This window comes from Ningiella ruwaisensis (genome assembly GCF_004798935.1).
Classification (GTDB): Bacteria; Pseudomonadota; Gammaproteobacteria; order Enterobacterales; family Alteromonadaceae; genus Glaciecola; species Glaciecola ruwaisensis.
On record NZ_RAHT01000001.1, the window covers coordinates 548826 to 563580 of the forward strand.

Sequence of the window (14755 nt, forward strand, 5' to 3'; positions counted from 1 at the left end):
GCAACTTCTTTTAATTATTCCCCGAAATTTCTTCTGTCGCCTCCTGACGCAGTTTCTGGGCATCCATTCCGTTTAGCCGTTCAATGGCTCTGTCTGCGGTACTTTGACGGTTTCCATCAACGTTTAGGGTACTTCCTGAGCCAGTGAGTCTTTCCAGATCCAGTGGCGGTACTTCGGGTAGGTTGCCTGTTATCGATAAGATACCTATCCATTCATCCAGATTGACTTGGCTCCAATCCACCTGGTTTAACTGACTCGCGGTTAAACCTTCACAGTTTGGTGACTTGGCACTGCCCCAGCCAAGGCCCAATTGCGGACGTACTTGTTCCTGAATGATCCGTGAAAGCGGCGAAGTAAAGCAGCAATATGACTGCCGTTTTTCAACACAGGCACCTAAGAACTTAGACTTGCAGTAAGAGCCTACATAGTGGCAACTCTTCAATACCCGCTTGGCGTTCATTTCAAACTCGCTCTGCTCACATTTCCAGATAAGCTGAATGAGGATCATAGTGACTGAATAAATCATGTAGGCCGTCATAACCGTACTCAGAACCGCGCCCGCAGCGCCCCCCAGGGCAAAGTTACCACCCGAAACGACACCATCGGCTCCAACCGCACCACCAACGTTACTAAACAGTGCCGATTGCGCCCCCGAACCAAACGTAGAGCCTACCCACTCAGCCGTTTTGTTGGTCAACACCTGCATAAAGCCAGTCGCAGCTTGCTCCGCTCCCGCGCCAGCAGCCGTTGATGGCCCAGCCCCCATGAGAGAGTCCCATGCAGACACAAAAGGCTCTTTAACCGCACTCCAGGTACTGGTGATTGGTTCCCTGAGCGTATTCCACGAACCATAGATTGCCGAAGACGGATTCATGGCCATGACTGCCGTATCAAGCTTGTTAACCGCCACTATCATCGTGATGTAATCCGATAACGACACGCCACTTGGCTTTTCACAGCAATCCACTATGCCACCAACGGCTTTTTTGCACTGGCCAGCATTACCTTTAAAGACCGTACACTCGACGTTATCTTGGCCATCAGCTCCCGTACATGACATATCATTGGTCATAAACTGCGCCGCATTAAGCATCGCTGCGGCTTCTGCAAAGTTAGCCTGCTTGATTGACTCTGGCTCTAAACAATCTGTGCCCATACAGCGAACTGGCCCCTCACAGTTGTATTGAGTTTCCATTCGTGCATTTTGCACTTCAACGCTTTGTCCGCAGTCATACACCAAACTTTGGATATAGCAGAAGCCTTCATGACCAGCCCCGCCTTCAGTGCATTCGGTTCTGACGTACTGGCAGGCCAGGTTTTGCTCCAGCGCGGCACACGTATTGGTGGTCGTGTTTTGTCCGTTATTAACGATGGTTTGTGTATTACCATTGGCATCTACCCAGCTATCTGAGCTGCCCATGTTGAACTCTGGATGAGCAGTCGAAGCATTGTAGGTTGCTCTTGCCCTCCAGCATGAGAGTCCCAGTCCATCAGAGCTGCCGCGACTGGTTAAATGAACAGGAGACGAAACAACCGCTGGATAAAGGCTCCCAAGATTGGCCAACTCGCCACTACCAACCGTTAACCCGTCGATTCGTTTTGTGCCCGTATCCAAACACTGCCACTGCACGGCAGTAAACTGATCCGTTTGCATCAAGCATTGGTCTATGCCCGGATCACTTGATTGATGAACAACGTCCTGTTCTAAGTACTTGCCAGAGAAGGTCAATGAAGCGCTCAGTTTCGCAGGAGCCAAACACTTCTGAACTTCTCGGCTGCAAGTATCGAAATCGACTTTGTTCCAGCCGGATTCACATCTGGAACGAGTAACTTCCTGAGGTTCATGCCACGAAATAATCGACCCATTGGCGACTTTACACAATGAACCAACCAAGGTTCCTTTTGGACACGTCATTTCAGGGTATTTAATGGACGGTTTCGTCTCAGTCACCGTTTCCTTATTGCCCGTCAGTGAGAGTGTCGTTTTCCAACCATTTGCCTTGGATGGCGACTCGGTAATTTTTATCTCAGTATTTTGATTATCAAAAATCCTCAGCGTCGCGTTTCCAGTTTGCATAGTACTGTTGTGCTGTGGAACAAAGCTGAGCGTTTCGGAGCTAAAGCAACCACGCTCAATGGACCAGCTTTGTTGATGGGTTTCAGCGGATACACGTCGCTCTAACTGACACTGAGTAAGCGTGCTGATCTTCTCGCACACCTGGTAATCCGGTACATGCTTGGTTTCAGTAAATGGCGTAATCGTCTGAGTAGGCTCACAGGCCTCAAAACTACTCGGCATAAGATTGGATACTACGCACTTTGGATCGCTGGTTTGTAATCCACAGTCATAAGTATCGGTAAAACGAATGCATTCACCTCTATCATTGGTCTCGGCACATTCTGACGACATGAAGCCACAGGAAGGGTTCGCTTCAAGCACTTGGCAGGCCTGATTTTCAATTCCCTTATAGCTTTCGTCATCCACACTCACTTGTACACGCCGACACAAAGGCGATATGCCAGCCACAGGGCTTGGGGCAAAATAGGATTCACAAACTGAAACACCATTGACCACCGTACATCCGTTGGTTGAAGAAGGCTGATCCGTGCATTGAATACTATAATCTGAAAACTTCGCCGGTATATCCGCTGCTTGTTCGATACAGGATTGCGGTGACCAACCATCATTCATCACCACCTTGGTTGGATCAAAGCGCACCTTGATGCGAGCATACCCCTCACCACTACCCGTAACCGATACGCGAATTTTTACCGGCACTTCTAAACCTGGTTCTACCGCTTTTAGCTTGGCAGTGAGATCGGTATTTGGATTGCGCTCCCAACTGGTACTGAGCTCGCAGCGACCTGCCGTTTCTGGTGGAAAGTTATTGTTCGGCCCAGACCAGACTTTCTGATCGCCAAGCCACACTTGCATGTAGTCATCCCATTTGGCGTACTCAAGAACGGCAGAGGTAATCGCATCGGGATTCACGACTTTGAGTGTGATGGCCTGTTCAAATACTTTACAACGGCCACTCCAGTAGTTGTCACCAATTCGCCCTATCCAAACCTCAAGACAACCCTCACCACAAGAGCGAAGGTTCATCGGCCCTGAAACATGCTCAATAATGCCTGCCGTGTAATCGTGAGTAATCGTGCAGCTGTTAACCGCTGTATTGAGCCTGTCACATTGCTGGTAATTTGGGCTGCCTTCACCTTGAGACTCACAGCCGGGGAAGCTTTGGGTTAATAGATTGGGGTCAGTTTGAACCGCGTCAGTTAATGCCCAAAGCGGATCATTGACCATATCTGGCCGAGACCTGTCTTTGATTTGCTGTAGCGAGCGAAATGCTTCACCCGTAGCGCCACTTTCGGATGCCATGCTCTCTTGGCGCTGCGTCCCCAATTGATTCATACTGGCATCAGAGCCATAAACGCCCGTTAAGACATCCAATGAGCCCTGATCCATACCAGGGAAAAGCTCTTGCAAGTTAATCGTCTCATTACCACTGCCATTCGGCACCGACAATGTATTGCCATTGAGTGCGGGCATCGTCCAGTTTTGCAGCAATTGCTTACCTTCTTGTTGTCCGCTTAAGCCGGATTGGCGCTGCACATCAGCGGCCACACCATGTAAGGGCAAGCACGCCATAGTGATTGATAAAACACCCGCTAAAACTCGGGTAAAAAGTGTTGGTTTCATGGTTAACCTCCCGAGTTACAGCAGTCTTGCCAGCGCCACAAAATGTAGAGCGCATCTTCTCCGGCACCGGGGATCGTTCGCCACTCTCCCCATTTCATGGTGCTTTCACCGATGACATGCGCACTTTCAGTTTCCGGTACTGGGAAGAACATACTCATCTTGTATTGAGATTTCGGCAGCATGGGTTCGATAACAGGTCGGCATAGCGCACTGTTCCCCATTGTTCGCCTTGCAAGACCACGCCTGTGTTGAGCCGCGATTGCACGCGCCGCTAAATGGCTAGTGTTTTCTGCTAATGAGCCAAAGGCTAAGGTGTGGCCAGATAACGGGTAGAGATGGCCCCAACTGCCAGCACACCAAAACAACTGATCGATGGGTTTACCAAGCGTTGATGAAGCAGCATCAGCGGTACAAGCCGAAATAGCCAATGGATTAGCAACAGCAGCCGCTTCAGGCTGAGTAAAAAAGGCCAGTTCATCGTTCAGCCATGTTGGGTCCAATTCCGACAAATACATCAAGTCAAAGTCCATGTAACCATCGGCATTGCAATTGCCATCCATGAACAAATCGAGCATGACCAAAAGCGGAAAGGCGTAATAATGGTAATGGTAGAACGCAAGATCGCCGGTATCGTATTCACCTTCACCATGACCACCTTGCAGTCGTCTATCACCTAACGGTAAACGGATCCCTCCCAGGGAAGGCGAACAACCCGGCGTTCTGACCAATTCAATCAGACGCGCTGGCTCCCACATGCTGGTAACAATACCTGGCCTTGGCACGCCTAAGTTGTCTTCACACAAGCAAAATGACTTGTTTGATGCGCCGCTTGGGACATTGCCAGAGCCAAGAGGAAGCCCTGCAACCCGGATAGGAAAAATGCATGACCAGCAAACATCCGTCAGCAACTTGCCCGATAATAAACCCGCGTCTGGGCAGGTCAGTTCGGCTTTAGCAGGAATAGATGCACCCAGGACAAGCATGACAACGAGAGTACGCAACCGACGATACGTATTATTGAGCTTTTTCATGAACAAGCTCCTTTGCTGGAATTTCTTCTATTTCAAACGCGAGCCCCTTTGCTTGAACAAACGACGGGGTGACTTGCAAATCAAAGCGCTGCTTTAGCGAGGCATTGAGAAGGTAAACCGGACTGTCCAATGTCTTTTCAAGCGCATTGAGGCGATTCCAGCCTTGGGCACGGTCGAGCTGCGTGGTGATAAGCGTAATGCGGCGCAGTGTCCTATCTTGCGTCTCAAGCCAATGCGCTACTGCGTCCACTTCTTCAGCGTTCGACGCATTAAACACCACGAGCTGCTGAGTAAATGGCAAGGCTTTTAGCGGGTTAATACGCGTTCCTGCTGGGATCAATGTTCGGCCATTGGCATCCAATAGTGGCCGCTGCATGACGATGGTTGGATCAACCATTCTTATCCGATACTGCGTGGCTTTGGGTAAGTCAGTAAATGTTTGGCGAGACCAGAAACGCTCAATGGCTTTTTTCTTTAACGCGCCCAGGTCAAGCGACTGTAAACGCTGCATCGCCACTTGCATCAAATCCGGTTCTAAAATCGAATGAATTGGACCTCGTTGACCCAATGAACCGCTATTGCCAGTTTCAATTTGGCGCTGCAACCAGTCCTTGCTGTAAACCCCTAGTGCACTTGCAGTCACCTTGTCATCTTCTATGCGGAAAATGGCAGGCACGCTAGTCACCCGCCAGTGCACAAAGGCTTTCGGATCGATTCGAACCTGAGGAACAGGATCAAGTCCCGCCATCAGGGTATGCCAATCACGGATAGCCGCCCCCAAAGTCTTTCCTTCAGGAATGCCCCGAAACAACACAATAGCGCCGGTAGCACTGGCCTCTTTAAATAGCTGCTTCAGTGACGAATCACCCAATGAGGACGACGCAAATATCAACCATTCATCGCTGTGTTTGAGCGACACAGGTTGTTCAACCGGCGCAAAAGGCTCGATAAATTCAGATGAACCATCCACAGCACTTTGTAAAATGCTGCGGCTCATTTCGACGATCTTTTTGTCCTCGTCAGACAACGGAAAAGGCTCTTGTGCCCAGGAAACTTGCACCCAAGACAATGGAGCAACCAATAAAAATAAGAGACATAGTCTTTGCATCATCTACCTCCTACCAAAGCGGCCAAGCGCGACCGACAATCTGCTCGCGCTTAACGGCATTCCAATAGCGGGAGTCGAAACTTGTTGCAGCCTCGCCGGAAAACCAATATTCGTTTTCTTGCAGCGTCAATGAACGGCTAAATTCTGTTTCAGCCACACCAAGACGCTGGGCTAATGCCATGCCGGTAGAGACTTCAGCACCGTTCACTAGCACATGCTCAGGCGTCACATTGACTTCATCCCCAGGCATCCCTGTTAGGCGTTTCAGCATACGAGTACCGTCGTTATATAACGGAGCGAGTCCTTTTGAGTGGAAGGCATACAAACCATCCTTAACGGGCTCTTTATTCCATAGGTCAATCAGGTACACCGTGGTATCAGGCAGGCAGCGCTCTTGCTGGGTATCAATACCTATTCGGTAGCGCATCATGGCGTAGGTGCCTACCAAGGCCATGATTAACGCAAGAACGGTCAACCGAATGAGATATGGCCGCCAAGGCATTCTTTTACGGAGTATCTGCATGAGACACCTCCTTTGAGCCTACTGGCACAAATACAGAATCATCAGCACCCACCACCGCTTGGGCATCCAGCACGATAAAACCGGCTGCTTTTAGCTTTTCAATTTGCTGATTGGTCTGAAGCAACCTGGATTCGATGTCTTGTTCGCTGGCATTGGGGCCCAGTGACAACACCGCCTCCCCAAAATCCACGACTGCAATGGGCGTACTTAACGCCAACTGGCTGTGGATAGGTTCGAGTGTTTTCATTAAGAGCCAGCTGGTCATTAAACCGCTACCAGCAATAGACAAAGTAATAGAAGCCATAAATGGCCAAAGCGTGGTCTTATTCATAGCCTCGCTCCTTTAACAACTGGGAGATGGCATCAGCAACAGAAAGGCCTTTGCGCGTTAACTGCTTAATCGCGTTTACATCTTCTGCACGGGACGAGTACAACAGCTTGTGAAACGGATCGACGATGAGGCGGCCAATCCCGGTGCCCATTTCGGTAATAAAGAAAATTTCGGAATAGACACCCGTGACGGTATGAACCGTTTTTAGGTATTCGTAGCCGCCTTCACCTAATGGCAAACGGCCTTCTTTTTTGAGCGCGTTGATGGTTTCAGCTTTTTGGCCAAGCAGGTACATATTGGCCGAGTTTTCAGCGATGGCTTTACCTGTAGGGCTGTCATACAAATCGTTGACCGACTGCGTTACCGTTACAGCACTGCCGCCATATTTTCGAAATCTACGGTAACCGGTTTCGATGAACTTACCGACATCACCTTGAGTCAGCAGATCCCAGGCTTCGTCGATGAACACAATCTTGCGACGATCCCGCTCACCTAAATACATCTCTTGTTGGATTTGGTAGATAAGCTGAAGCAACACCACTTGTTGCAGGTGCTTGCGCCCCTTGAGCTCTTCTAACTCCAGAACGGTGAAACGGTTTTTGAAGCGAATATTGTTGTGGCCATTAAAGAAGCGGCCATATTCGCCCTGTGTCGTAAACGGATAGAGCTGCTCACCCACGTCTTGCACACGACGGTCTTCATGATTTTTTAAGGCCTCTGCCACATCATCAACCAACATGGCACGACCTTTTTTCTCCCACAGTTCACGGGTCTGACGCTTTAGGTTGGCCATCTGAAAATCAGTTAATGACTGCGTAGGCGCGGCCATTGCGGCCAATAATCCAACCAGTACATCCGCTTCTTCGTCATAGTCCTCAACGATTTCAAACGGATTTAAGCAAATGCCACTGTCCCGCCCGAACTGTAAGAACTCTCCGTCATAAACTTCACACAGCTTTTCATAGGAGCGGCCAACATCAATCACCCAGCATTGCCCGCCTTCTGATAAGTAGGAGGAGATGATTTCATTCACCAGGAATGACTTGCCCGACCCCGATTGCGCCGCGATGCAACAGTTGTAATTACTGCCCGAGTCATAAAGGGACACACTCATGATCTGGCCATTACGGGAAACAAAGTTAATCACTGGCGTGCCCGTGCCTTTCCAATCCGCAAACAAAGGCAACAGAGGGATCACATGCCGTGTCGCCATGGTCTTGAATCGAAACAAGTCATTCATCGCCTGGCGGTCAGCGCCAAATGGCAAGGCATTCAGAAAAATGGGCAAACAAAAGTACTTGTCTTCCATCAGCTCAAATCCGAGTTCTTTGAAGTAAGTTCGGGCATTTGAAACAGAGCTGATCGACGCTTCTTCTGTTGGTGAAAACAGCGTTAAGGTCATGTTTGCCCGAATAGGACGATCACCTTCTTGCAAGGCTTCAAAAAGAACATCAAATCCCTTTTTCTTGGCTGCAAGCACCGGCACAAACTTGAGCATCGGGCCATAGGCCTGATTGACCGCCCATTGACGCTTCGTCTCTAAACGAGATCGCATCGCCTCAGCTGAAGGAAAGTGAATGGTGACATTCAGCAAAAAGCTTCCGCGTAAACCGCGACTGCCCGTCATCATATCGCCCGCAAAACTTGCGGCATGACCAAACCAGATCCGCTCAGGCAAGCGCTTAAACGATAAGGTTTTAACTCGGTAATCACCCAGCATCAGACCTTGGCTATCCACCTTGATAGCTCGGTCATAATCCAACACTTGCTCTCGAAGTGGTTTATCTGCCTCACTGCGGATTGGTGATGGATTGCGCCAAGAAGCATCTTTTCCCCAGTTAAGCTGCGCACTTAATGCCGCGAGCCAGTTCCGGTCAGTCATCTCAGTAACGCGAAAACCAACCGTTGCCAGCGCCTGCGAGAAAGAAGCACGAAGCGCGGATGCTCGACTTAACTCACGCTCGGTCGGTATAGGACTTTCCAAAGGCAATTTGCAGGTGACGATCAGTTGAAAGTTGCGTACCTGAGTCTGGGTCGATTCTTCTATCGGTTGAACCGTGCCCCCATCGAGGAAATCCGCACGTTTGCGTATCGACGCCCTAAGCAATGGATCGGATTGACGATGCCGTAAGCCCATCATGCGTTGAAGGTCGGTTTGAATATCAGGCGAGGCGTACAGGCCAAATTGCAGCAAAGTGTCTTTTGGCCAGTCGTTGTTGAGAAGAACATTAACCCTGTCTGCAACAGACTCATCACCACCGGGCAATGGGTCACATAGAAAACCAAAGCCAACACTCTGGTCTTCCATGAAAAACAGTTGCTCATCGTCTGAATAGGCCAAGACTGGCAACAGCTCTGAAGCGCGTTGCCCTGAATACAGAGAGGCTTTCATTAACGCCCCTCCAACCAAGCAGAAAGATCATAAGGACGGCCTCGGCTGATGCGACCATCATTGGCGACGATGAAAGGCACACCTTGAATGCCCAGGATTTGAGCTGTCACCAAGGTACGCTGCATTGGTTCTAAGTTGCAGGCATCATCCTGTTCTAGGTTACCAATCCGGCCATTCAGCAATGCATCGGTGGCCGCTTTCTTGTCACGCGCACAGCCAAGCTGGCGAACCTGACGCTCTGAATCAGGACCAAGTACTGGCACAGGGAGTATTTGGAAGGTGTATTCTTTGGTTAGCGGTAAAGCTTGTTTCAAAAGCTCATGGCAGTGCGGGCATCGTGGGTCAACAAAGACCACCACTTTCTTTTTGCCTTCGCCCAGCGTAAGTGGGTTCAAATCATCCATTTTTAAGCCAAGACGACTTAAGTCCAGCGTGTTCCCCGCTTCACGAATTTCTTCAAGGCTGGTAAGCGGCTTTTTCGACCAGGCATCATAGAGCGTGCCATCAATGACGAACCGGCCACTGTCTGACATGAAAACAATACGGCCATTGCTTTCGACCGCTTTCATACCCGTGACAGGTAAAGAAACCATGCCATCAATTTTGCCAACGGGCGACACTTCAGACACAGGTTCAGCTTGAACCAAAGGAGACAGCGCAAGCGCCAGAATGATTGGAGATAGTTTTCGCATGAGGAGTCCTCGTTAATGTAAATCGAGGCTCCAGTCTATGCAGTTGTCCTATGTGGACTCGGTTAGATAGATTGAAGAATTGGATGCCTTGCTAGGGTGCTTAACTATTTGGAAATAACTGTTAGAATTAGGAGGAATAAACAGTGTACAGCTTATAACGAGCAGAAATGAAAAAGGCCGCCTTTCAGCAGCCTCTTCAAATTCTTCTAGATTTCGCCAAAAAACCTATGATTTTAAAGCAATTTCTAGTCAGATTCTGCCCTAGAGCCATATCACGAGCCGATGCTCGGAGGGGGTGTATCTAGGACTTACAGACACAGTATAGGATTGGAGATAAAGATTTGCAAGTAGATCAAGCGTTCATCAACGCACTAGAGGTAACGCTTTCGAAGTCCCGATTGGACACCTACCGCAGATACTTCAGCTGTCAAAATGATGCTGAAGCTCTTGGAACGTATCTTTGGAATAAGTCCTTATCAACAGCATTTTACCCCCTTCTTCAGGCGACTGAAATTACTTTACGAAATTCAATTCATTCAGCTGCATCCGGCCATTTCAGTGGAAACAAAGAATGGTTTCTAATGAAGAAATTCCCCTCTGCGAAAAAAGAGGCTGAGAAGCAATACCTGAAAAAAGATCGTAAAACACCAATTACTCCCAGACCTTCTTCAGATACCGTTGTAGCATCTTTGAGCTTTGGCTTTTGGGTTAATTTACTTACGCAGAACTACGATGACCCAGTGAAAAATACCAAACTTTGGCCGACATTGATTCCACAAGTATTCCCAAATGCAAAAAGCACGAACGCAACAAGGACTGCATTACATCATCGATTTAAATTTATAAAGGACTTTAGAAACAGGGTTGGCCACTATGAACCCATCTGGAAAATACGTGATACTGTTGACGGTGGTGGAAATATTATTCGCTTAGGTCCTACGACCCCGGAAGAAAGCATCATTCGCTTAAACGAATACATTGATCTGATTGCAGAGAGTTTAAAGTGGATGAGCTTTGAACGGTATGATTTTATTGTTGGTATGGGCATCATAGATCACATAAGACAACTATGTTCTCTTGAGGCATTGAGCCATTTTCAGGGAACAAATCCAACAAAACTAAAAGTCAACAAGTTGAAACATGAACTTTCAAAACGCCATAAAGAAAATGGTTCCGTCTCTGGGCTTTATGAACTAACAACATCACCTAAAGGCGTACATAAAGGGAGGAGCATTGTGCTTGAAGTTAAACAGATTTACCCACCAAGACTGATCAAATAAGCCAATCCTGATAAAAAATAAGGCCCACAAAGCAGTGACTTTGTAGACCCAAACCTTTTAAAGGCATATTTTGAGTTTATCAGGTGCCCAGTAAAACAGCGCTGATTGCTGGAACTGTTGTGCCAATGACTTCTTGAGTGCTGGCAACAACAGGTAAGGTTGCAGACATAACACTTTTATCGCCGACAAGCGATGATAGAAACGCCGTTGCTAGCCAACCGGTTTAGCTGAGCCCGTTTTTTTTACACCTATGTGGACTCGGTTAGATAGATTGAAGAATTGGGTGCCTTGCTAGGGTGCCACTTGTTGTTACGCATTATTAGTAAAGGTATAGCTATCATTCTGAAAGTTGAAAGGTTCCTCCCTGCTAGACCCCTGGTTTACTTAAGTCTATTTTTTCATACTCTAGGTGTTAAATTTCACAATGGTTTAAACCAAAAATAGTTACATACCGTCGAAATACAACTAACCAACTCTCAAAGTTCCAAGAACAACACCGCGTGTATCTATTGACTACACGCCAAAACCGTTTAAACTGTGTATTAAGTAGATATACGGAGGATGGTGTCATGGCTACAAAGACAGCCCCAATCAACATGCGAGTACTGCCATCGGTAAGAGACATCATCGATGCCGCAGCAAGTTTAAAGAAAGTCGATAGAACCGTATTCATTCAGCAAGCAGCGCTCAATGAAGCGCATAGTATACTGGCAGAACAGCGGGATTTTGTTCTAGAAGCAAAGGCTTTTGAAGCGTTTGATAACGAACTTCGTGCGGAGCCACAGACTCTTGAAGGTATGAAAGATCTGTTTAAAAGGAAAGCGCCTTGGGAATAAGTGCACCAACCCTACTCACTGCTGATCACGAGATTAACGCCTTTCAATGTGGCATCGAAGAACTCGATACTTGGTTAAGAAAGCAGGCGTTAAAGAGTCAAAAGCGGGGAACCGCGAGAGTGTATGTGGTCAATGACACTGAAGTCCATCAAGTGATTGGGTACTATGCCATTGCCATGGGATCAGTTTCCAGAGAGCAAGCTTTCAGTTCATTAAGAAGAAATAGTCCAGATCCCATTCCCATGGTGATTCTAGCCAGGCTTGGAGTAGATAAAGCCCATCAAGGTCAAGGCATTGCAGCCGGTCTTTTAAAAGATTGTATCATTCGCTCAGTACAAGCAATGAACGCTGTCGGTGGAGCAGGAATCTTAGTCCATGCTATTGATGGTAGTGCGCAAACGTTCTACAAGAAATTTGGCTTCAAAGAATCGACGTTTGATCCTTTAGTACTCATGGCAAGGATCTGCGATATCGAAAAATCATTGTCGATAGACTGAGATGACGGCTCCCCTTGCACAAGAGAAGCCGTCTATATTATCAGGTGCCCAGTAAAACGGCGCTGATTGCTGGAACTGTTGTGCCAATGACTTCTGGAGTGCTAGCAACAACAGGTAAGGTTGCAGACATAACACTTTCAACGACGGTTGGCGTATTGTAGAGACCCATACCGCCACCAATGCCCAAGGCAAAAGCCATCAAGCTTTGGCGAGCGATACCGCCCACAATACCCACCAGAACCATGGCTCCCGCTACGATCCGTCCCAAAGTACCTTGGGTCCAATCTTTTAGGGTATCCCACACATCAGTGAAAGCATCACCACCGGTGCCCGCAAATGAGGGCTCCGAAATCATTAACGCCATTAAACCAAGCGCTCCAATGGTCATTAGGCGCTGAGTTTGAATGGTGCGAACTGCATTTGTCATTCGTTAGTTTCTCCGTAGATACTCAAGTTATCGCGCTTACCATCAGCTCCCGCTGAGGCTGAATCGCTTTGAGTCTGAAGTGGACGTAGCACTGGCGAAACCGTTCGAGGTGCTGACCCCCCAATATCCCACCGGCGCGGTTCAATTTCGGTAAACACGTAGCTGGATAAATTCAGATCTCCACGGTCATCCTCCCAAGGCGCAATCCAAATTCGCATCACCCTTGAAGGAATGCGAAGAGGTGCAGATTGCTGCGTCTCAGGTAATGCTGGATGGCTCAGCAGTCCTGTCTCTAAATCAGATTGTGAATACCCAGAGGGAGAACCAATTCGAGTCGCCACAGCATCAATCGTCTTGGGTGCAGCGCCATTACTGGTAAGCTCATAGACTTCACGAGCGGATAAACAGCGCACACCGTCAGGCATACCTGGGCATCCATATTCACTACTCCCAAGACCCAATGAACTACAGCCAGACAATAAGGTTGAGCCGACTGCCAATAAAAGTAATCCAGCTTTAGACCACTGTTTTGACTGGTGCTTTGGGTTGTTCTGCATTGATGTCGTCATGGTTAACTCTCCTCTGGATACACATCTTATTGTCTGAAACGGACTTCGATCGGTTAGCAACATGCAGGATTTTTTCATCTTCTTGCACCTACCCCTTGTGAAGTGGCCAATGACAATGAGGCCCCACGAGTGACGATGACTTCAATTTTCCTTGCAGCGTCTACCTCTATGACTGGGAACATATTTTCAGCCATGTCCAAATAGAACTTGGCCACTCGATCCAATGCTTTACCAGTGCCTTTAATCGCAGCGCCTTGTAATGCTTCTTGGCTCATGACTTGCTGGTACAACTGAGTATCACCGGCATTACCCGTCTGAATCGTCGGTACAGGATTTACATCAAATGCGCCTGCCAAGCCCTGAAGGAATCCGGCCATCATTGATTTGGCCACCAGCTGGCCTTGTTTCGACACCAATCGGCCACGAATACCTGCTTTGCCGTCTTCACCCACGGCATAAGAATCCAGTCGCGTTTCAATGACGCCACCATCTTCTCTCACACATGAAATGGTCTCGCCTCGCAAATAAGCACGCTCAGAGCTCAAATCACCGTAACCTGCGGCGATCAAGAAACACTCTTTGATATCCGCTCTAAATCGGTTGGGTAAAATGGCTTCCTTTTGAATCCTCAGCAATGCAGGAAAAGGTTCACGTCTTGCAGACTCGTGAGTAGGAGCATCCAAACCCGTGATCAAAGTACCTGAGATGATGCTGCCCGCCGGTAAATACAAAGGCGGCGCTTCTTGCACTACAACTTCTGGTTCAGCAACCACTTCAGGCTCAATCATACGAATCGTGATTGGCGGCAATGGAACATCTCGTGCTCGTGTACCTTGGCCATTGGCTGGCTGCTGATAGAGCGGATCAGGCAGCGGCGCATTGGCAAAATAGTCGTCTGGGTTAGACGGCAGTGGCTTTTCTTCTTTAGGCAATTCCATGGCAGATAAAGGCACTTCAAAACGGCTATTTGTGCCTTCAGCTACTGAATCACCTCCAGCGCGAACATCATCAAGCTCCGCTCTAAGCCGAGCCAACTCCGCATTAACCTCACTTGGTATTGAAGGCGAACCTGGGCTTAGCCGTCCTGAATCGACGTCACGACGCAAGCGCTCAACTTCACGACGTAACTGTTCATTGCGCTCACTGAGTAGTTTTACGTTCGCAGCCAAACTATCGACCCCAACATCACGAGTATTGGTATCCGTAAGAATATGCCGGATCGTTTCCTGTCGGTTCCGACTGCTTGAGCCATCGTCAGGATTAGGTGAAAACACCATCACCATAAGGATGAGACCACCAGCAATACCGGCAACCGATAGGCCCCGCTTCATGTTCGGGCTCATTTGTTCCCATTGTGCTTTCATCG

The 14755-nt window shown here is 48.4% G+C and carries 13 protein-coding genes; 3 read left to right on the forward strand and 10 right to left on the reverse strand.

What is annotated here, in order from left to right:
- Positions 1-10: 10 nt before the first annotated feature.
- From traN to D6V41_RS02375, 7 genes are read right to left on the reverse strand one after another with little or no spacing between them, the layout of a single operon-like run.
- Positions 11-3703 carry a conjugal transfer protein TraN gene (traN, locus tag D6V41_RS02345; RefSeq protein ID WP_136249860.1) on the reverse strand — a complete coding sequence of 1231 codons (3693 nt, stop codon included), beginning with the start codon at positions 3701-3703 and terminating at the stop codon, positions 11-13.
- Between the two features lie 2 nt (positions 3704-3705).
- On the reverse strand, positions 3706-4734 hold the full coding sequence (locus D6V41_RS02350; protein ID WP_052921260.1) for a TraU family protein: 1029 nt from the start codon (positions 4732-4734) through the stop codon (positions 3706-3708).
- Positions 4718-5845, reverse strand: a complete 1128-nt coding sequence (locus D6V41_RS02355; protein ID WP_479680814.1) for a TrbC family F-type conjugative pilus assembly protein — start codon at positions 5843-5845, stop codon at positions 4718-4720. The genes D6V41_RS02350 and D6V41_RS02355 overlap by 17 nt, the downstream gene beginning before the upstream one ends.
- 7 nt (positions 5846-5852) lie before the next feature.
- Positions 5853-6365, reverse strand: a complete 513-nt coding sequence (locus D6V41_RS02360) for a S26 family signal peptidase (protein WP_025574398.1) — start codon at positions 6363-6365, stop codon at positions 5853-5855.
- Positions 6349-6696: a hypothetical protein gene (locus D6V41_RS02365; protein WP_001044650.1), complete on the reverse strand. Its 348-nt coding sequence runs from the start codon at positions 6694-6696 to the stop codon at positions 6349-6351. The genes D6V41_RS02360 and D6V41_RS02365 overlap by 17 nt, the downstream gene beginning before the upstream one ends.
- Positions 6689-9088 (reverse strand): type IV secretion system protein TraC, encoded by a 2400-nt coding sequence (traC, locus tag D6V41_RS02370; RefSeq protein ID WP_024008831.1) that lies wholly within the window; start codon positions 9086-9088, stop codon positions 6689-6691. Before traC ends, D6V41_RS02365 begins: the two co-directional genes overlap by 8 nt.
- Entirely contained in the window at positions 9088-9780 is a 693-nt protein-coding gene (locus D6V41_RS02375) for a DsbC family protein (RefSeq protein WP_001228924.1), read from the reverse strand. Before D6V41_RS02375 ends, traC begins: the two co-directional genes overlap by 1 nt.
- Positions 9781-10121: 341 nt before the next feature.
- Between D6V41_RS02375 and D6V41_RS02380 the strand changes: the two genes are divergently transcribed.
- From D6V41_RS02380 to D6V41_RS02390, 3 genes are all read left to right on the forward strand, one after another.
- The gene (locus tag D6V41_RS02380; protein ID WP_168710937.1) at positions 10122-11060 is read left to right on the forward strand and encodes an Abi family protein; all 939 of its coding nucleotides are present in this window, start codon (positions 10122-10124) and stop codon (positions 11058-11060) included.
- A gap of 569 nt (positions 11061-11629) precedes the next feature.
- Complete coding sequence (locus tag D6V41_RS02385; RefSeq protein WP_000212004.1) at positions 11630-11896, forward strand: type II toxin-antitoxin system TacA family antitoxin; 267 nt, start codon at positions 11630-11632, stop codon at positions 11894-11896.
- Entirely contained in the window at positions 11887-12393 is a 507-nt protein-coding gene (locus tag D6V41_RS02390) for a GNAT family N-acetyltransferase (RefSeq protein WP_055464769.1), read from the forward strand. Before D6V41_RS02385 ends, D6V41_RS02390 begins: the two co-directional genes overlap by 10 nt.
- Before the next feature lie 40 nt (positions 12394-12433).
- On the opposite strand, the gene traA is transcribed toward D6V41_RS02390, so the two are convergent.
- The 3 genes from traA to D6V41_RS02405 all read right to left on the reverse strand — a co-directional run bounded on the left by traA (position 12434) and on the right by D6V41_RS02405 (position 14753).
- Entirely contained in the window at positions 12434-12820 is a 387-nt protein-coding gene (traA, locus tag D6V41_RS02395; RefSeq protein ID WP_136249862.1) for a TraA family conjugative transfer protein, read from the reverse strand.
- Entirely contained in the window at positions 12817-13389 is a 573-nt protein-coding gene (gene traV / locus D6V41_RS02400) for a type IV conjugative transfer system lipoprotein TraV (RefSeq protein ID WP_168710938.1), read from the reverse strand. The genes traA and traV overlap by 4 nt, the downstream gene beginning before the upstream one ends.
- 74 nt (positions 13390-13463) lie before the next feature.
- Positions 13464-14753, reverse strand: a complete 1290-nt coding sequence (locus D6V41_RS02405) for a TraB/VirB10 family protein (protein ID WP_136249864.1) — start codon at positions 14751-14753, stop codon at positions 13464-13466.
- Positions 14754-14755: the final 2 nt, after the last annotated feature.

Excerpts from the sequence above, each read along its gene's own strand:
- D6V41_RS02355 (WP_479680814.1), bottom strand. The coding sequence starts at position 5,845 with ATGATGCAAAGACTATGTCTCTTATTTTTATTGGTTGCTCCATTGTCT.
- traC (WP_024008831.1), bottom strand. The coding sequence starts at position 9,088 with ATGAAAGCCTCTCTGTATTCAGGGCAACGCGCTTCAGAGCTGTTGCCA.
- D6V41_RS02405 (WP_136249864.1), bottom strand. The coding sequence starts at position 14,753 with ATGAAAGCACAATGGGAACAAATGAGCCCGAACATGAAGCGGGGCCTA.
- D6V41_RS02375 (WP_001228924.1), bottom strand. The coding sequence starts at position 9,780 with ATGCGAAAACTATCTCCAATCATTCTGGCGCTTGCGCTGTCTCCTTTG.
- traN (WP_136249860.1), bottom strand. The coding sequence starts at position 3,703 with ATGAAACCAACACTTTTTACCCGAGTTTTAGCGGGTGTTTTATCAATC.
- D6V41_RS02360 (WP_025574398.1), bottom strand. The coding sequence starts at position 6,365 with ATGCAGATACTCCGTAAAAGAATGCCTTGGCGGCCATATCTCATTCGG.
- D6V41_RS02365 (WP_001044650.1), bottom strand. The coding sequence starts at position 6,696 with ATGAATAAGACCACGCTTTGGCCATTTATGGCTTCTATTACTTTGTCT.
- traV (WP_168710938.1), bottom strand. The coding sequence starts at position 13,389 with ATGACGACATCAATGCAGAACAACCCAAAGCACCAGTCAAAACAGTGG.
- D6V41_RS02385 (WP_000212004.1), top strand. The coding sequence starts at position 11,630 with ATGGCTACAAAGACAGCCCCAATCAACATGCGAGTACTGCCATCGGTA.
- D6V41_RS02350 (WP_052921260.1), bottom strand. The coding sequence starts at position 4,734 with ATGAAAAAGCTCAATAATACGTATCGTCGGTTGCGTACTCTCGTTGTC.
- traA (WP_136249862.1), bottom strand. The coding sequence starts at position 12,820 with ATGACAAATGCAGTTCGCACCATTCAAACTCAGCGCCTAATGACCATT.